At 61.1% G+C, this 17917-nt stretch carries 23 protein-coding genes; 20 read left to right on the forward strand and 3 right to left on the reverse strand.

Annotation, left to right across the window (positions count from 1 at the left end):
- The coding region (locus tag JF542_RS23080) for a transposase domain-containing protein (RefSeq protein ID WP_207077592.1) at nt 1-94 on the forward strand (94 nt) is incomplete at its 5' end.
- 7 nt (nt 95-101) lie between these two features.
- Here JF542_RS23080 and JF542_RS23085 read toward each other — a convergent pair.
- The gene (locus tag JF542_RS23085) at nt 102-581 is read right to left on the reverse strand and encodes a hypothetical protein (RefSeq protein ID WP_242533906.1); all 480 of its coding nucleotides are present in this window, start codon (nt 579-581) and stop codon (nt 102-104) included.
- Between the two features lie 236 nt (nt 582-817).
- Nucleotides 818-1471, reverse strand: a complete 654-nt coding sequence (locus tag JF542_RS23090; protein ID WP_224888562.1) for a hypothetical protein — start codon at nt 1469-1471, stop codon at nt 818-820.
- A gap of 473 nt (nt 1472-1944) precedes the next feature.
- On the opposite strand from JF542_RS23090, the gene JF542_RS23095 reads away from it, so the two are divergent.
- Nucleotides 1945-2187 (forward strand): type II toxin-antitoxin system ParD family antitoxin, encoded by a 243-nt coding sequence (locus tag JF542_RS23095; RefSeq protein WP_207077562.1) that lies wholly within the window; start codon nt 1945-1947, stop codon nt 2185-2187.
- 5 nt (nt 2188-2192) lie between these two features.
- Entirely contained in the window at nt 2193-2513 is a 321-nt protein-coding gene (locus JF542_RS23100; protein ID WP_017468227.1) for a type II toxin-antitoxin system RelE/ParE family toxin, read from the forward strand.
- A gap of 14 nt (nt 2514-2527) precedes the next feature.
- Here JF542_RS23100 and JF542_RS23105 read toward each other — a convergent pair whose 3' ends face one another.
- On the reverse strand, nt 2528-2782 hold the full coding sequence (locus JF542_RS23105) for a hypothetical protein (protein WP_207077594.1): 255 nt from the start codon (nt 2780-2782) through the stop codon (nt 2528-2530).
- A 218-nt stretch (nt 2783-3000) separates the two neighbouring features.
- On the opposite strand from JF542_RS23105, the gene JF542_RS23110 reads away from it, so the two are divergent.
- The 17 genes from JF542_RS23110 to JF542_RS23190 all read left to right on the forward strand — a co-directional run bounded on the left by JF542_RS23110 (nt 3001) and on the right by JF542_RS23190 (nt 17899).
- The gene (locus JF542_RS23110; protein WP_207077563.1) at nt 3001-3327 is read left to right on the forward strand and encodes a hypothetical protein; all 327 of its coding nucleotides are present in this window, start codon (nt 3001-3003) and stop codon (nt 3325-3327) included.
- Nucleotides 3284-3967, forward strand: coding sequence for a lytic transglycosylase domain-containing protein (locus tag JF542_RS23115; protein WP_207077595.1), 684 nt, complete (start codon nt 3284-3286; stop codon nt 3965-3967). The genes JF542_RS23110 and JF542_RS23115 overlap by 44 nt, the downstream gene beginning before the upstream one ends.
- Entirely contained in the window at nt 3964-4254 is a 291-nt protein-coding gene (locus JF542_RS23120; protein WP_207077564.1) for a TrbC/VirB2 family protein, read from the forward strand. The genes JF542_RS23115 and JF542_RS23120 overlap by 4 nt, the downstream gene beginning before the upstream one ends.
- Nucleotides 4255-4263: 9 nt before the next feature.
- Entirely contained in the window at nt 4264-4542 is a 279-nt protein-coding gene (locus JF542_RS23125; protein ID WP_009574151.1) for a VirB3 family type IV secretion system protein, read from the forward strand.
- Complete coding sequence (locus JF542_RS23130; protein WP_207077565.1) at nt 4532-6916, forward strand: VirB4 family type IV secretion/conjugal transfer ATPase; 2385 nt, start codon at nt 4532-4534, stop codon at nt 6914-6916. The genes JF542_RS23125 and JF542_RS23130 overlap by 11 nt, the downstream gene beginning before the upstream one ends.
- Nucleotides 6913-7128 carry a hypothetical protein gene (locus tag JF542_RS23135; protein WP_207077566.1) on the forward strand — a complete coding sequence of 72 codons (216 nt, stop codon included), beginning with the start codon at nt 6913-6915 and terminating at the stop codon, nt 7126-7128. Before JF542_RS23130 ends, JF542_RS23135 begins: the two co-directional genes overlap by 4 nt.
- A 4-nt stretch (nt 7129-7132) precedes the next feature.
- The gene (locus tag JF542_RS23140) at nt 7133-8299 is read left to right on the forward strand and encodes a lytic transglycosylase domain-containing protein (protein ID WP_207077567.1); all 1167 of its coding nucleotides are present in this window, start codon (nt 7133-7135) and stop codon (nt 8297-8299) included.
- Nucleotides 8296-9093: a type IV secretion system protein gene (locus JF542_RS23145; RefSeq protein WP_057796681.1), complete on the forward strand. Its 798-nt coding sequence runs from the start codon at nt 8296-8298 to the stop codon at nt 9091-9093. The genes JF542_RS23140 and JF542_RS23145 overlap by 4 nt, the downstream gene beginning before the upstream one ends.
- Before the next feature lie 14 nt (nt 9094-9107).
- Complete coding sequence (locus JF542_RS23150) at nt 9108-9755, forward strand: VirB8 family type IV secretion system protein (RefSeq protein ID WP_207077568.1); 648 nt, start codon at nt 9108-9110, stop codon at nt 9753-9755.
- Entirely contained in the window at nt 9752-10453 is a 702-nt protein-coding gene (locus JF542_RS23155; protein ID WP_207077569.1) for a TrbG/VirB9 family P-type conjugative transfer protein, read from the forward strand. The genes JF542_RS23150 and JF542_RS23155 overlap by 4 nt, the downstream gene beginning before the upstream one ends.
- Complete coding sequence (locus JF542_RS23160) at nt 10450-11775, forward strand: TraB/TrbI/VirB10 family type IV secretion system protein (RefSeq protein WP_207077570.1); 1326 nt, start codon at nt 10450-10452, stop codon at nt 11773-11775. Before JF542_RS23155 ends, JF542_RS23160 begins: the two co-directional genes overlap by 4 nt.
- 1 nt (nt 11776) lies before the next feature.
- Nucleotides 11777-12811, forward strand: coding sequence for an ATPase, T2SS/T4P/T4SS family (locus JF542_RS23165; protein ID WP_207077571.1), 1035 nt, complete (start codon nt 11777-11779; stop codon nt 12809-12811).
- A gap of 14 nt (nt 12812-12825) precedes the next feature.
- Nucleotides 12826-13245 (forward strand): hypothetical protein, encoded by a 420-nt coding sequence (locus JF542_RS23170; RefSeq protein ID WP_207077572.1) that lies wholly within the window; start codon nt 12826-12828, stop codon nt 13243-13245.
- Nucleotides 13245-14270, forward strand: a complete 1026-nt coding sequence (locus JF542_RS23175) for a TrbL/VirB6 family protein (protein WP_207077573.1) — start codon at nt 13245-13247, stop codon at nt 14268-14270. The genes JF542_RS23170 and JF542_RS23175 overlap by 1 nt, the downstream gene beginning before the upstream one ends.
- 648 nt (nt 14271-14918) lie before the next feature.
- Nucleotides 14919-15968: a C4-dicarboxylate TRAP transporter substrate-binding protein gene (locus JF542_RS23180; protein ID WP_207077574.1), complete on the forward strand. Its 1050-nt coding sequence runs from the start codon at nt 14919-14921 to the stop codon at nt 15966-15968.
- A gap of 78 nt (nt 15969-16046) precedes the next feature.
- Complete coding sequence (locus tag JF542_RS23185) at nt 16047-16562, forward strand: TRAP transporter small permease (RefSeq protein ID WP_207077575.1); 516 nt, start codon at nt 16047-16049, stop codon at nt 16560-16562.
- Nucleotides 16562-17899, forward strand: coding sequence for a TRAP transporter large permease (locus JF542_RS23190; RefSeq protein WP_027233694.1), 1338 nt, complete (start codon nt 16562-16564; stop codon nt 17897-17899). Before JF542_RS23185 ends, JF542_RS23190 begins: the two co-directional genes overlap by 1 nt.
- Nucleotides 17900-17917 lie beyond the last annotated feature (18 nt).

The following is a 17917-nucleotide window of genomic DNA, read 5'->3' on the forward strand; positions in this document are numbered from 1 at the left end:
TGCCTGGCTGGCCGACATCCTCGACCGCATTCATGATCACAAGATCAACCGGCTCGAAGAACTGCTTCCATGGCAATGGACGCCATCACACTAATCCGCGGTCACAATCGGGCGGTTACGGGCAACGTGGCCTTCGCTGATTTGATTAGCTCTGCCCAACTGGTCTGAAAAACGTTCGAACTCTCGGTGATTTCGATCAGCCCTGAGAAGATAGTTTTGTTATTATCATCTCTAGATAGTGATGTGTCGCCTTCACCTGACACGAGATCATGGGTTTCACTCTTCTCGTCGAAGGCGGAAAATCGAAAGATCCAGGGCGCGAACTTTCCATTCGGCTTTGCCCGCTCGAGCTGCAACTCCGACATCTCAAGTTCGTTCAGAAGAACCGTAAGATACTGCCGTGAGACACCCATCTTTTCCGCAAGGGCCGAGAGGGTGAAGGCCGCCGTTCCGCGAGACAAACCGTTGTAGCCATCCTTCCAGGCGATGGCATCGAGGATAAGGGTGGCCAGCTTGTGCGCTGCAACAGAGAGATTTGTCTGCGTGATCCGTCGCAGGATCAGGCCTGTCGTAGGTTCCATGGTCGAGGTCTCCTTGGAGATCCGACGCCATGTCGTGAGACAACAACATTCTTGCCAGCAAAACAACTTTGCTGGTTGCAGGTGTTTTAGCCGTGCGCTAGGAAACTCTTGTTCACGGAGTTTTCTTGCACGGCGTCAGGCTTCACGGTCTGGCGTCGTCTCCTTTTCGGGGGTTTTGCACAGCCTCCCGTGCGGGGTTGTGAGGACGCTCGCGGCGGAACCGCGCGCAGATTTTGTCAGTAGCGAACTTCTTCAGAGCCGTAGTTCCCGGCGTGATCACGCCAGTCGACGAAGACCGAGCGGTAGAAGTAGCTGCCACATCCATTCGGGATTCTCAGGTCGGATGCGGTCGGCACTTGGCCCACGGTGGATCTTGTCCATCGGTAATCGCCTTGCACTCCGTAGGACCCCAATCGCGTGGAATCGCTGCGATTGCAGTCGCCATCTCGGTTTTCATGCTGGCGGTACTGGATGTGATAAACGCGAATGCTGCGAACGAAATCAAAGGCGTCGCCCGAGATGTCGATGTCGGCTTGTTCATCCGCTTGGACGCGAACAAGGGGTATCGGAGTCGATTCCTGCAGTTCGGGCGGATCGCGGAACGTGATGTCGTAAAGGCGTTCCATGGGCGACAACGGACTTGGTTCGTTGAACGACACACCCATCGGACACCGCCAGATTTGTAGGGGCGGCTCGATCGGCCATGGCGTGATCCGCCGAATGAAGACCGCTCTGGCATGGGCGCAGGGCGCGGAGGCAGGCCAGCCGCCCGCAAGGCAGAGGAGGATCGCACAGTCGACCTGATAGGCCTGAGCCGGACCTGACGAGGCCATTAGTCCGGATATGCATAGTGCCGTGGCTGTTGCCACGCGGTGGATCACGTGCTTCATGATGCCGACTCCATCTATAATGGTGCAGCGATACGAAACAACATTAATGATAGCAAGGAGATTTGATTGATGGTGACCTGCGATTGTTCGCTTGTGTCGCGAGACAGCTTCCAAGATCTGACGCCGGTTTGGGCTCTTGTGGCGTCTTGAAAGCGGCCAAAATTGCGGCTTCATTTCACGTTAGATGCCAAACAAACATTTGCGAAAAAAGGAAAATGTGCTGTTTCCATGCGGCCACGAAAGCGGTCACGGAAGAACAGACCGCATGAGCCCGTCAAACGGCGTGTCGCAGCGCCCATGGTCCCGGGAAGAGCAGTGTCGGAAAACTGTAGGGCTTGGTTCCCCGGCTGGAATCCGGGAACGGAAGGGCGGGTGGAGCAACGATCCTGTGTTGTGGCCTATGTTGGGATCGAACATGCGCTTGAAGATTTATGGCAGTATCTGATATGATTGAGCATGAATAGGAGAGTCTGATGCCAAACGTCCACCTGACCGAACCGATGCAGAAATATGTGCAGGCGCAGATCGAGTCCGGCGCCTACGCCAATCTGAGCGAAGTCGTGCGCGCCGGCGTAAGGATGCTGATGGAGAAGGATGGCGCGCGGCAGTTCTATGCCCTCAAGGCCGATCTCGAGATGGCAGCCTCCCTGGCCGAGAATGGGGATTTCGCCGAGTTCGATGCCCAAGCCTTCGAACCGGATGCGTTTGATCGCTGACCCGCATGACGATTCGGCTTTCCGGACAGGCCAAGTCCGACCTCGAAGAGATACGCACCTACACCGTCGAGACCTGGGGCAGGGACCAATGGCTCGTCTATTACCGCCAGTTGGTCACCGCCTTCGAGCGGATCACTGGGGATCCCGACGCGGGCCGGGACAGGAGTCTCTTTGTCCCGGGGATGCGGTCCGTCAATTGCCAGCGTCACGTGATCTTCTACAAGCGGCTCGATGCGGCGGATGGCGCGGCAGTCATCCTGCGCATCGTGCATCAGCGCCGCAACATGCCCGCGCTCGTCTACTACGAGGATCTCGACGGCGGTTAAGCCCATGCGTTTGCTCAGTCCAATAGCTCGACCAGTCTTCCATAGTCTTCACTGACCTCGCGCGCCTCCTGAAACGCGCGTTGGCGCTCGGCATCAAGACAGCGGAAGTATTCCTGAATGTCAGCAATGTAGTCCTCGAAATCAGAACGCAGCAGATCGGCATAGGCACGAATGTCTTCTCGCGACTGGGGCAAGAACGGTCGCTCGGGAGGTACGCAATCCGCAGCGACATCGACTGGTGAGCTTCCAAGCAGGAGCGCGAACAGCAACGGTGCGTTGCGCGCAATAAACAAGCGCAGGGCAAAACTCCTTTGCCGCCTTTAAGATTATCATTCTGTCGGCTATCACCGTTATCGGAGCAAGGCGAACTTCGTCAACACGTTATTATTGTCTTGCTATCATTAATGTTGTTTTGTATCGCTCACGGTGTTGCGACCCCGTGGGCCTGATACTGCACCCAGGCAGAACAAGGACCCAAGGGAAGGCCATGATGGAAGAAGCCCCGAATGTGGTTACAGAAGACGGACTGCGCGGCTTGCTCGCCGAGGGCTACCTCATTGAGGTGGTCTGCAAGGAGAGAGCAGAGAAGCGCCATAACAGCTGGTACGGCTCGTGGGTCATCCGCGCCGTCGCCACTGATGGGCGTGACGATAAGATGCTCGTCACCAGCCGAAGCGTCCTTAAGCTCCGCGACTTCAAAACCATCGTTGGCCTTGTCAGTTTCCTGGCCGACATGGGCTGTACGACCGCTAGCATCCCACTTGAAGAAGGTGGCCGCGAGCGCCACGCCGCGCCTCCGGTCAAAGGCAGCTGACCGCGCGACTGCGCTCGTCGTTGCTTTGGGTACAGGCGTTTGTTCCGCGCCCCCGGCCCTGGCCGACGGTTTCATCTTTTCGGTTGGCCCAGACGGCCAATTGATTTCCTCTTCTCAAGAGGCAAACGGGCGCCTTTTTCTCTTCGCAGAACCTCGCGTTCCTGACGCAACGAGCGAGACAGCGATCCCGGCTCGATCCGCCGCCCACGCCACTCCAGAAATCCTCCATGCGATCGAGACCACAGCTCTACGGTATGCCGGGCATGGTGCGCTGCGTCGCGCAGGACTTTCCGTCACTGATTGGGCGCTCCTTTACCGGGCCAATATCGAAGTCGAGAGCGCATACAATCCCGCAGCACGTAGCCCTGTCGGGGCTATAGGCCTCGGGCAGCTTATGCCGGATACCGCCCGCGACCTCGGCGTGGACCCACATGACATTGCGCAGAACCTCGACGGATCAGCCCGCTACCTGCTGATGATGCTCGAGCAGTTCGGCGAGGGCTCTCTGGCCCTTGCGGCCTACAACGCTGGTCCGGAGGCGGTCACACGCCACGGCGGCATCCCCCCTTTTCGCGAAACCCAAGGGCATGTGGCCCGTGTGACCGCCGTGTTTGAGCGGCTCAGAGGAGATCTTTCATGACATCGAGACCTTCGATCGTCGCGCTCAGCGCGATGGCCCTTATCGTGCTGGCGGGTCCAGCGCTTGCGCAGAGCATCGACCTCTCGCCGGTGCAGACCCTTTTGCAAGGCATCGTCGATGCGATCACCGGTCCCTTGGGCATCGTGATCGGCACGCTCGCGCTGATCGGGGTGTTCCTTTCCTGGCTCTTCGGCATCCTCGATTTCCGTCAGGCGCTCTGGGTCGTGGTTGCAATCGCGGGCATCGCCGCAGCACCCACCATCGTCGCCGCCATCTGGACCACCTGAGCTCCATCCATGGCTGACCAGTCCCGCGTGTTCATCGGTCTTCTCAGGCCACCCAAGCTGATGGGCTTGCCGATCATGTACGCCATGGTCTGGCTCTTCGGCTCGACGCTTCTGTTCCTCTGGGTGCAGAGCTGGGTGGTGGCTGTGTTCGCGGGGCTGGCCTGGCCGGCGCTCTGGAAGGCCGCAGACTGGGATCCGAACTTCCTCGATGTCCTGGTGATCACCCTGCAGGAAACCCCGCCCACGACGAACCGCAAGCTGCACGGAGGCGACAGCTATGCCCCGTGATGGAATTGCCGATGAGGTTGAGAACGCCATCGATCCGCTGACCGCGCTACCCGCATGGGTCAAGGGCGAGAAGCGGCTCTCAATGATGCTGCCTTATGTGAGCCTCGTGAACGACCGAACGATCCGGACACGCGGCAACGAGCTGATGCAGTGCATCCGCCTCGAAGGGGTGAACAGCACCACGAGCGAGGACGGGCATCTCGACCGGATCGGAGGGTTGCTGGCTGGCATCGTCGCGCAGGTGGGGACGGAGTTCTCCTTCTACCTGCACAAGGTGTCGAAAGCGGTCGATGTGACCCTGCCGCCCGTTCCGGGCGAAGGGTTTGCGGCTGCCGTCGACGAACGATGGCACGCGCATCTCGGCCGCGCGGGTTTGCGCGACAAGACGCTGACTCTGACCGTGCTGAAGCGCCTCGAGGCGAGCAGCCGTCTGCCCTTCGGTCTGGGGGCGTCTCGCTCGCGACATGCGGCCGACACCACCCGCCGCATGCGCAAGCTCGACGAGGTTGTGGGGTTTCTGCTGTCGTCCTTCGATGAGCTGAAGCCCCGCCTGCTGGCCGCAAGCACCGGCGAGCTTCTGGGCTTCCTCGGGTCGCTCAACACAGGCGAGGAACACCCGCTCTTTCCGAGGTCGCGCCTCGGCGTGATCGCCGAGGACGTGGCCAATACCCGCGTCACATTCCGCGGCACGACCATCGCACTCTCGGACGGTGCCGTCGGCGACAAGCTCGGGGCGATCTTTGCGGTGAAGAACTACCCCGCCAAGACCGACAGCCTGATGCTCGACGAGTTGAACCTGCCCGTCGACATGGTGGTCACCCACTCCTTCGTGCCGATCAACGCCAACATCATGGCGGGCAGGATCAAGCGGCAGCTGCGCCTCATGCAGGCCGCCAATGACGGAGCCGTCAGCCTCGCCCAGGAACTGGAACTCGCGCAGGACGATCTGGAATCCAAGCGCCTGATCTTTGGCGAGCATCACATGACGGTGGCGGTCTATGCGCGCAGCCAGGCTGCGCTCGACGATATCGCGGCAGAGATCCGCAACATCTCCGCCACTTCCGGCATCAACCTGATCTCGGAGGCCTTCGGTGCGCGGGCGCATTTCATGGCGCAGCACCCGGGGAATACCGGGGCACGCAGCCGCAAGGCCGCCATCACGAACCACAACTTCGCCGATCTCGCTACCTTCCACCGCACGCCGCTCGGCAAGGCCGGGAGGGAAGTCCCTTGGGGCGTGCCGATCACGCTGTTCCCGACGCCGGAGCGCAGCGGCTTCCGCTTCAACTTCCACGAACAGGGCGCGCCGGACCGCGAGCCCACGGGTGGCCACACGCTGATCCTCGGCCGTCCCGGCTCGGGGAAGTCCGTCCTGGCGGCGTTCCTCATGACCATGGCCCGCCGCGCCGATGCGCGGGTCTTCGTATTCGACTATCGCGCGGGGATGGAGATGGCCGTCCGCGCGCTCGGCGGCAGCTATTCGACCGTGCGGGCGGGGCGCCCCACGGGCCTCAATCCTCTGCAGACCGAGATCGACACCCGCGGCCAGGCATGGCTTGCTGATTGGCTCGCGAGCCTCTTGGACCGGCGCGATCGACCGCTAACCCCGGTTCAGACCAACCGATTGCAGGAAGTCGTGCGCCAGAACGCGAGCGCAGGACATGCGGGCCTACGAAACTGGTCGGATTTCGCCTCGCTGCTGGTCTCGACCGATGACGAGGGCGATCTCTTCGAGCGGATGCAGGAATGGACGGCCGAGGGTCGCTACGGCTGGATCTTCGGGGCCAATGCCGAGGACAGTTTCAGCATCGATGGAGACGTCGCGGGCTTTGACCTCACCGGCATCCTCGATTCCGAGAGCGAGCGGGAACGCATGGCGGTCCTGTCCTACCTCTTCCGCCGGGTCGAACGGGTGATCGAGGACCGCAAGCCCACCATCATCGTCATCGACGAGGCATGGAAAGCCCTCGACAACGCCTACTTTGCGGAGCGACTCAGCAACTGGCTGGTGACCGCCCGCAAACAGAACGCCGTCGTCGTGATGATGACGCAATATGCCAGCCAGCTCGAGCGCACGCGCACCGGCAAGACCATCGTGGAAGCGGTGCCGACGCAGGTGCTCTTGCCCAACATTCGTGCTTCCGCCGCTGACTACGCGATGCTCGGCCTGACCGAGAAAGAGCTCGACGTGCTTCTGGGCGTCGGCTCGGCCTCGCGGCTCGCGCTTGTACGCGACGACCGTGGTTCCGTCGTGATCGATGCCGATCTCAGCGCGCTCGGCCCGCTCGTGACCATCCTTGGCGGAATGGAGAAAGGCGAAGCGCTTGCCGGCGCCGATTATCGCGACCGTCCTGATTTCTGGAGAGTGACATGACCCGCACCATCATTCGCGGCGTCGTGCTGCTCGGGCTCGGCCTGACCCTGACAGCCTGTGCACAGCATAACCCCCCGCAAGCCAACTGCTTCAATTTTCGCGAGGCTCCTGCGCAGGCAGGAACCGCCACCGCCACGATCTCGACCATGGGGGCGGAGGTTACGCGCCGCGACACGGCCTGTGATTTCGTCCTATTGGGGGCGGGCGGCTGAGCCAATGCGGACCTGGCTTCCTCTCTCGATGATCGGCTTTGCACTGGCAGGTCCCACGGCGGGGCCAACGGTCGCCCAGGGCGTGCCGACCTTCGACCTGCGCCTCTTCGCAGAGCGGCAGGCCATCCTTGAGCAGACCGATCGGGACCTGGCACTGCAACAGGACCGGCTAAGCCGCGAGGAGGAACTGGCCGAGATCGAGCGTCAGCAACTCGCCTCCCTCGAAGGACTCATGGATGCCATGTCTCTCGGCTCGGGCGATGTCGCGGGCACAGTGGCCGGGCTCGAGGCAGGGCAGGGGGCGGTTGATGACGTCGAAAGCGCGGCGGCGAGCCTTTATGCGCCCGAGGACAACAACCCGGCGGCAGGGCGGATGTTTGGCGATGCCCGGGAGGGGATCGAGGAGCTGATCATCCGCGCAGCACGCGACACCCATAGTCTGTCCGGGGTCGGCCGTGCGGGCCTTTCGCTCGTGCAATGGCGCTGCCTATTGCAGGCGCTGATCTGGCAGGAAAGCCGTTTCCAGATCGGGGCACGCTCACCCGTTGGGGCCTTCGGACTTACCCAGATCATGCCCGGTACCGCGGGCGATCTCGGGATCTACCCGGCCTATTACGACGATCCCTATCTGCAGGTCACCGGCGGTGCGCGATACCTCGCTCAGATGCTGAACATGTTCGATGGCAACATTATCCATGCGCTCGCCGCCTATAACGCCGGGCCGGGCAATGTGCAGGATTATGGCGGTGTGCCGCCCTTCGCGGAAACCCAGCACTATGTCGTGGTGATCCCGCAGCAGTACAACAGCTACCTCGCCGCCGTGGGCGGTATCGATGCGCTCGGCACCATCGACCCTGTGCTCCTCGCCAACGCGAGTTTCAGCCTCTCGGCCCATGGCGCCGGGGTCTATGGCGATTATTCGCTGGTATCGGTCCGTGCCGCCGCCCTGCGGGTTCAGGACATCATCACCCGCATCGGTGAGACCGAGGATCTCCACGAGGCCATCGCGCTCAACACCTATGCCCGGGCCGAACTGGCCCGGCTGGTCGCAATCCGGACCCGGATCAAGGCCGCCCGAACCGAGCCACTCAGTGCCGAGCAGATCGCCTTGGCGGCGGCCCAGGCTGCCGAGCGGCAATTCATGGATTTCAGTCAGGAGGATTTGCGTTGAACCTGCGCCTGCCCCGTTCCCTTTTCGCCGGTAGCATTGCTCTCGCGCTCACCCTCAATGTCACCGGACCTGTCGCGGCACAGGGTGTGCCCACGGTGGACACTCAGAACATTGCTCAGGAAATCCGCCAGCTTCAACAGATGCTGCAGGATTTCGGGATTCAGACCGATCTTCTGGACAATGCGTTGGAGCAACTGGACATGCTGCAAAGCCAGCTCGATCAGCTGAACGAGATGTATGCCTCGCTCACCGGGCCGCGCAGCATCCTCGGGCTCGCCATGGGCGGGGACCTCGACACCTTGCTTGAGGCCAACTTCGAAGACATCCCCGGCCTGATCCGAGGCATCCAGGCGGGCGATTGGAGCGCGCTCATCGGGCCCAATGCCGGGCCCATGCGGACGCAGATGGAACAGGCGCTGGCAAGTGCCGGGTTCGACGAGGATTCTCTCCGCGAAATCGCCACCAGCGGCAATCCGGGCGCTGAGGGCGTGGCCACGCGGGCAACCACAGGGGCTGTGATGTCGGCAGCGGCGCAGAACAGCCACGCAGAGGCGGAACAGTCTCTCGAACGGGTGGAACGTCTGGTCGAGATGATCCCGGACATGGAAGATCTCAAAGCCTCGATGGATCATAACACACGCGTCACGGCGGAACTTGCCATCGCCATGACCCGGATGTGGGAGCTGGAAGCGATCCAAACCCTCGGCGCAGGCAATGCAGGCGTGGTCGACGCCGCCACCGTTGCCGAAGAACGCCGCTACATGGACTTCACCTTGCCGGACCTTGAGCCATGAGGAGGGCAGGGGGGATGACTGCGCGCGAACTCGTGGAAGAGGAACTTGTCTACGGTGCCCTGCGCCGGGAACAGCTTTGGCGGATGATCGGCCTTTCTGGAGCAGGCTTTGGTGTATTCGGCTGTTTGACAGCTGCGGCTGTCGCGCTGATGGTCGAGACGCCGCCTCCCGTGGTTGTCCCCTACGATCCCGCGACCGGGATGGCGCTCCCCAATGCCACGGTTGAAACCGTGTCGCTCGCCGAACGCCCTGCCGTGATCGAAGCGCAAATCTACCGCTACATTCTCGACCGCGAAACTTACAACCAGCTCGACAACGATCTTCGTGTCCGCCGTGTCCTGGCACAGTCTTCCGGGGCGGCCGAGGCCAGCATGCGCGCCATGTGGACCTCCGGGCAGGAGAGCTATCCGCCGACCCGCTACGGCCCTGCGGCCGAAATGGCCGTCGAGATCGCCTCGATCACGCTCATCGGCGAAAACCGCGCCCAGGTGCGCCTCAGAAAGCGCCTGACCAGCCCGCAGGGGGTACAGGATGGATCGTTCACTGCCACGTTGATGTTCGAATTCCGGCCCGAGCGGACCCGCGCGATCGACGATGTCTGGCAAAACCCTTTCGGTTTCACCGTCACCCAATATGCCATCCGATCGGACCGTTCCGAATGACTAGCACTCCAATCTTTACCTTGTTGGCCGCCAGTTTTCTCACGTTCGCGGGATCGACTGCCTTGGCCGAGACCACGCCCCGCCCAGGTTCTCATGACAACCGCGTGCGCGTAGCGACCTGGACTGAGGGCCAAATTTACCGTGTCGTTACGACTCTGACCCGCGTCACCACAGTCGAATTCGGTGAGGGTGAAACCATCCGCTCGATCATCGCCGGTGACACGGTCGGTTTTCAATTCGACGGTGTCCCGGGTGGCCGTGCCTTCGCCATCAAGCCGACAGCATCTGGCGTCGCCACCAACATCACCGTCTACACCAACCGCCGCTCCTACTACTTCCATGTCGTCGAAGCCCGGGAGACGCCGCATTATGTCGTGCAGTTCCGCTATCCTGAAAACCGCGTGCAACCCACCAGGGCGGTTGCGGCCGATGCGCCGAACGCAAATTATGCGGTCAGCGCCCGAGAAGAGTTCACGCCGACGGCCATCTGGGATGATGGTACCTTCACGTATTTCCGGTTTGCACGGAATGCGCCGGTGCCCGCCATCTTCCGATATTCGAACGGCAGGGAACGCGCGGTGAACAGCCAGGCCTTGAGTGACGGCGTCATCCGCGTGTCCGGCGTCAACCGACAATGGGTCCTTCGCCTTGGCGACGAGGTGATTTGCGTCCAGGACGCAGGACAGGCCACATCATGACCGAAGGTACGGACGACCTCGCCGCGCGCCTCGCGGCTCTCGAAGGTTCGACAGGCAAAGCGAAGGCAAACAAGCGGCCTGCACCGCTTGCCGCGATCCTTGGAGTCGTCGGCATCGCCGCAGCAGGTGGTCTGGCATGGGCCGCCCTGCAGCCGTCGGCAGAAGCACCCATGGCGACCGCCGCGCCGGAAGAGTTTCAGAGCAGCGGCCCCGGATTCGGAGATCTGGCGCCGATTTCTGCCCCGGAGCCCAGCCAAGCCCCGCCTGCGGACACAGGTCCGAGCGAGTCGGAACTCGCGCTGATGGAAAGTCTTGCGACATTGAGAGCGGAACTCGAGGACCTGCGCGCAAGACCGGCCGAGGCCGCGGATAGCGGGGCGGAGCAGGCTATTGCGGACCTGACGGCGCAAATTGCCACCTTACAGGAAGCATCCGCCGAGGCTCAGCGTGCCCTCGAGCGGCAACTGACCGAGCGGGATCGCGAATTGGATCAGCTCCGCATGGACTTGGAACTTGCACGGCTTGCACCACCAGAGCCGACCTCATTGGGACCAAGTGAAGAAGAATTGCGGCTAGCCGAACTCGAAAGGCGGCGCGCTGCTGAAGCTGAGGCCCGCGCAGAGCGTATCGCGTCTCCTATGCTCGCGTTCTCCGGGATGGGCGCGGGTGCGGATAGGGAGAACACGCTGGAAGCCGCACGTCTGAATGCAGATGAAGCCTTTGTTCGTTCGGGCGCACAACCTGCGCAGGTGACACGTGCCGAAGTGATCGCGAACCCATCGAACACGGTTGTTCAGGGCACCATGATTCAGGCTGTGACAGAGACGGCCCTCGACAGCACACTACCAGGCGCGATCCGCGCCATCGTCTCGGAAGACGTCCATTCTTTCGATGGAACGCGTATCCTGATCCCGCGCGGCGCACGGCTGATCGGGCGCTACCGCTCCGATGTTGCACTCGCCCAATCGCGCGTCATGGTGGCATGGGACCGGATCATCTTGCCCGATAATCAAACCGTGCAGATCAGCGCCTTCGGTGGAGACGAACTCGGCCGGACTGGCACCACCGGGTTTGTCGACACCCGTTTCGCGCAACGCTTCGGCTCCGCCGCGCTGATCTCCCTGATCGGCGCCCTGCCTGCGGCTGCAGCGGGTCAAATCGACAGCGAGGCGGCGGCCGATGTTGCAAGCGATGTCGGCACGGACCTGCGCGATAGTACGCAAAGCGTGATGCAGGACTATCTGGCGATCCGGCCAGTGATACATGTCGATCAGGGTACACGGATCACGGTCATGGTCGATCGTGACCTCGAGATTTTCTGACATGGCTGCAAGTTATCTGGAAGCGTCGCTCGACCGTTTCGGCCCCGAGGTCCTGCGCGACGACACGATCGAGATCTGCATCAATCCCGACGGACAAGTCTGGGGCGAATTCCAGGGCGATCACTTCATGCGAGGTCTCGGCAACCCGCTGAGCCAGACCGAGATCAAGGACCTCGGCAACCAGATCGCCTCAGCAGCCTCGACCACGCTCAGCACCAAGAAGCCCATCGTCTCTGTCTCGATCCTGTATCGAGATCGCCCGATCCGCGCACAGGTGATCCAGCCGCCGGCAGTCGAGGGCGGGTTTTCAATATCACTGCGGTTCTTCTCCTCCCTGCCGCTTGAGGCGATCCGGCTCGGATTTCTCTATGGCAAGGAGCGCAGCCTCGAAGGCCTGCGCCGCGAACGTAACGCCGCGCTGCGCGATGTGGTGGCCTCCGGCGACATCGACGCCGCGCTGCGGTTTTGCGTCGAGAACAAGCTCAACATGATCGTCTCGGGCGGCACCTCGACCGGCAAGACGGTCGCGGCGCGCAAGATCCTTTCATTGATCCCGCCCGAAGAGCGGATCATCACCATCGAGGAGGCGGCCGAGCTGCGCCCCGAGCAGCCCAATGCCGTGACGTTGATCGCCGACCGGGACACGGATGCCCGCAGTGCCGATGTGCTCTTGGCCTCAACGCTTCGCATGCGACCCGACCGGATCGTCCTAGGGGAAGTCCGCGGGCGCGAAGCGATGACGTTTCTCGAGGCAATCAACACCGGCCACGGTGGATCGCTGACCACACTGCATGCCGAGACCCCACAACTTGCTGTTCGCCGCCTCGCCATCGCCGCCCTGAAAACGGATGTGCCGATGAACTACGCCGACTTGATCGATTACATCGAAGGCTCGATCGACGTGATCATTCAGGCAGGCCGCCATGAAGGCGCGCGCGGAATCACCGAGTTCTTCCTCCCGGGTCAAACCACAGATTTGAACCTCGACACAGTCGACGGCAGAGGCAACAAGAGCCCCTCCGTTGCCGCTGAGTAGAAAGGAACACCCAGATGCGAAAACTAATTCTCGCACTCATGCTTGCCGCCTTGGCGGGCCCCCTTGTGGCGCAGACTTCGCCTCAGGTCTCAAACGATCTCACGATCAATATGTCGCCCCAGCAATACCGGATCTGCAACGATCGCCCGGCGCGCCCGACCTGGATGGACGAAATCAATCCGCGTGAAGCCTACAAGGCGCTGACGTTGATGGACCTTTATGAACTTCGGGCATGGGAACAGATTGTCGAGACAGGCAACTGTGCTTGCGATGTCCGCTTCCCGTCCTGGGAAGATGCCTCTGAGGAATTCGATGAAAAGCACCTTCTGGACTCGGCTGCGGAACACACAACCGCGCAGCGGGACATCAGAAGGCAGCGGAATGATCTACGGTTGGCAGTTCAGGAAATCTGCGAAGCTCAGGGCAACTGGTAATGGGCGTCGTCAGCTGGATGGTCGGAACCGCAGACGCGTTCCTTGTCGATGCGGCCGAGTCCCAGTTCGGGGCAGTGGCAAGCAATACCGGCACGATCGTCCTGCTGATGGTTACCCTCTCTCTGATTGGCGTCTGCATCAACATGGCATTCCAGTTCCGCAGCATGGATGGGGCCAGCTTCTTCTGGTATCTCATCAAGCTGACACTGATAGGCCTCTTCGCCTTCAACTGGGCCAATTTCAACGCGGTATCCAACGCTGTGATCGGGGGCCTCGACTATGTGGCGGGCGCGCTGGTGTCGTCCGTTGGCGGGGGTGGCGCAGGCGCAACCCATTTCGCAGGAGAGTTCGACAACCTGATCGAGCGCTTCGCGACATATCTGAACGCGATCGGCAGCAATCTGAACTGGATGACAGGCGCGATCCTGGGTGGGATCGGCTTGGTGCTCCTCAGCCTCCTTGGCTTCATGACCGGGATCGTCCTCATCTTCGCCAAGATGATGCTAACCCTGATGCTGGGCCTCGCACCGATCATGATCGCGCTGTCGCTCTTCGATGCAACCAAGGATTTCTTCCACAGATGGGTCTCGACGACGATCAGCTACGCCTTCTACCCCATCGTAATCGCGGCCATGTTCTCGACCGTCGTCGGCATGGCGAGTTCTCTGCTCGCCCAACTCGGTGATCCGAACTCGGCAACCAACATCGGATCGCTGGTGCCGTTCTTCGTCATGGTATTCCTCGCCAAGGGCTTCGTCGCTGCTACGCCCCTGATCGTACGGGGGATCTCTGGAAACCTGATGGTAGCCGCGGCACCCGCTGTGGTCGCGGGATCGACGGGATTTATGCGGGGGCTCTTCAACACCGCCGGCGTCAAAGGCAGGTCGCGGATCGGTGCGCTCACAGCAGGCGAGGCGATCGGGCGAGGGGCGGTGCAGGCCCCTGCCGCCGTGCGGAACGTTGCGGTGACCGCAAGCGCCCAAGTGGTCCGGATAGCGGAGAGGGCAAAACGGCTGACAGGATAGACGCCGATGAGCTGCCGTTCGCCAAGGCCTTCGGCAAAGCCCACAATGCGGGACTTTGCTGCCATTGCCCTTCCAGATGTTTGCTGACGCAGCATTCTATTGCAGATGCGGCACGCTCATCGCCGCGATGCAGCTGATGTCGCCAGACCGGTCCTTCATTGTCAGCCTGAGCCGCGAAATTCGAACCGCCCTTCCGCCGCTGCCACATTGATGCATTGCGGTGTTTACGTTTAACTACACCCACCAGCAGAATAGAGTTCTTCACGACCACACCGGGAAGCGCCGCGAACCCCAGTATGCTGGGCACCGGCATATCCGTCCGACCTGCGCGAAATCTTGGAACTTACAAGGCAACGTTACCGCTGACATCGCGGCGGTTTTTTGCAGCGGGTGTTCTTAACCGAATGTACGACTGCTGAGCGCCGCGGGGATGTCTGCGGGCCCATAGCTGAGTGTGGCAAACTAACGTTCGCATAATTTGGGGCTATTTTGAACATTCAGCTGCTGTTCATCGGCGCCCTTGAGACGGGTGTCCTGACCACGGTTCAGGGCAGAAAATCACTCAGCTTGACTCATTCGAGCAATTTATACTAGTGTTCGAATAATTGGAATTCAAAACTGCATAGTAGAATTTAGGGAGGAGACCTAATGAAACCCCTGCTAGCATCCACCGCGGCGGCACTCTGCTTGGCGGCCTCGACAATCGCGAGCGCCGACACAACGCTGATACTGGGAGAAGCCGGCCCGAATCGGGGAGCCCGGGCCGCAGCATTGCAGTCCTTTGCTGACGACGTAACAGCCCGTACCAACGGCGAAGTAAATATCGACATTCAATGGGGGGGAGCGCTGTTCAAGGCCAATGCGGCCGCACAAGCCATTGCGGACGGAGTGGCTGACCTCGGCACGGTCATCGCAGTGTATTTCCCGCAGGAAATGCTGAGCTACAGCTTCGCCGACCTGCCGATGCGCAATGAGGATGCCTGGGTCGGAATGCGCGCGACGGACGAGTTGATGAGGACCTCCGACGCGATCACGAAAAGCCTGGCGGACCAGAACCTCGTATACATCGGCACTTTCACAACCTCGGCAGTGAACATCGCGTGCAAGGACGTGGCAATTCGCACGGTCGAGGATATTGCCGGTCTGAAAGTCCGTGGCGTCGGCGCATATGGCGACACCTTTCGCGACTTTGGTGCAAACATGGTCGCGATGCCGATCTACGATGCCTATCAGGGCCTCGACACCGGGTTGCTGAATTGCTCGCAGGGCTACTCCTACGCAGTTGCCGCCCTGAAACAACAGGAAGTCATGACCAGCTATACCCTGCTTAACTGGGGTCAGGTCGGTGCTTTGGGAATCTTCATGAACAAGGATGTGTACGATTCCCTCGACGCCGAGACCCAGTCCGCGATGGCTGATGCCGGTATCGCGATGGCCGACAAGCTGGGTGAATTGATTACCGCGGCCAATGACGCGGCCTTGGAGACAATGAAGGACGCCGGTGTCGAGGTCGTCGATTTGCCAGCGGGAGAGCGCGACAAGCTGGTTCAGCAAGGCAAGCAATACGTTGATGAATGGGTCGAGCGTGCGAATGCGGCGGGGCTCGACGGAACATCGCTTTTGGAGCAATACCGCACGCTTCTGGAAAAATATGCCGAAGAGCGTGACGGCCAAGGCTATCCCTGGGCGCGCGGCTGAGACCAGCTGCACATATCTCCGCGGCGCAAGACCGGCGCCGCGGCACTTCCCTTCATACTATTTCGACGGAGTTGACCGATGTTGCGTCGCGTTGAAAAGCTATTGCTTGACCTGGCCGTTGTCGCCGTTGTCGGCCTTGGCGTGTTGATCACAGGCAGCGTATTTCTGCGGGCCGCATTCAATTCCGGCATCCCGGATACCATTGTGATCGTGCGCGAACTGATGGTCGCCGCGATCGTTTTGCCCCTGGCAGTGGCAACACTGGACCGGGCGCATATTGTGGTGGAGTTTCTCAGCAAAATGATGCCCCTCCGTGTGCAGGACTGGCTGCTCGTCGGTGGAAGCGCCTTTGGTCTCTTCGCCCTCTCCCCGCTGATCTACGCGGGTTGGCGCGAGGTTGCCCATACCGTCGAAAGCGGCGCCTTCTTCTTTGGTCAGCTTAACCTCCCGAAATGGCCGGGTCGGGTGGTTTTCCTTGTCGGGATTTCCTTCTGCTGGCTTCGGCTGCTGCTGATAGTGATCGGCGACATTCGCACGATCCGCGCCGGTGGCAGCGTGGTTTCCCCGGATCATGAACATGAGGAGAGCGTCTGATGGACGGCACCGTCATCGGCATCGTCGCCTTCGCCTGTGTCATCGGTTTGCTTGCGGTCAGGGTGCCCATCGCCTTTGCACTTGCCGGAGTCGCCACAGTTGGCACCTTTGTCATCTTTGCGTTTCGCACCGGCGCCTTCGCACCTGAACGGGCGCTGAAACCCACGACGTCATTGGTTTTTTCCAATTCCTTCGACCTGATCCATTCCTACGATCTGTCCATGATCCCGCTGTTCATCGCGCTTGGCCACATTGCCTATCGCGCCGAGATCACGACGAAGATCTATCAAGCTGCCCGCGTGTGGCTGGCGAGTGTGCCCGGTGGTGTCGCGATGGCCTCGGTTGTAGGCTGCGGCGGTTTCTCCGCAATTACCGGATCGTCCATCGCCTGCGCCTCCACCATGGGGCGGATCTGTTCGCCAGAGATGCTGCGCATGGGCTATGACAAGCGACTTGCCACTGCCAGCGTCGCTGCGGGCGGGACCCTCGGGTCGCTCATCCCGCCTTCTGTCCTGTTCATCATCTACGGGATTTTCACCGAAACCTCGATCAGCGCCTTGTTCCTCGCAGGCATTCTGCCTGGCCTCATCTCATTGCTGGGTTTCGTTCTGGTCATCTTCGTCTGGGTGCGCCGGACACCAGAAGCGGCGCCGAGGTTCGAAGGGCAGATCACGATGCGGGACCGGGGCCGGGCCGCGTTGGACTCCTGGCCCGCGATTGGCCTCTTCGTTATCATTGTTGGCGGTATCTATGGCGGCATCTTCACAGCGACCGAGGCGGCTGCGGTCTGCGTATCCGCAGCAGTCGCCATCGGTTTCGCGCAAGGCAAGCTGGATCTCCGAGGGGTGATCGAATCCTTGCGCGAAACCTGCATTCAAACCGCCAGCATTTTCCTGATTGCCGCCGCGGCCAAGATCTTTGTCGCCTTCATCGCCTTGACCGGGGTCGCCCCGAGCATCGTCAGCGCCGTGACAGACGCGCAGCTTTCGCCAGTCATGCTGCTGGCGGCCATCGCGGTGATCTACCTGGTGCTTGGCATGTTCCTGGATCCCATCGGCATCATGGTGCTGACCCTGCCGCTGATGATCCCGCTGGTGGAAAATTACGGCTTCGACCTGATCTGGTTCGGAGTCGTTATCATCAAGCTGCTGGAGATTGGCCTGATCACGCCGCCGGTTGGGTTGAATGTGTTCGTCATCGCAAACGTTGTGGGCAAGGACGTGGCGATCGACAGAATATTCTCGGGAATCCTGAGATTTTTGACAGTTGACGTGATCGTTCTGATCCTGATCATGGCCTTCCCGGTCATTTCGCTGCTGATCCCGAACTCGATGTAGACCGGGATAACAAGGTGA

Source organism: Salipiger bermudensis, assembly GCF_017309175.1.
Taxonomy (GTDB): Bacteria; Pseudomonadota; Alphaproteobacteria; order Rhodobacterales; family Rhodobacteraceae; genus Salipiger; species Salipiger bermudensis.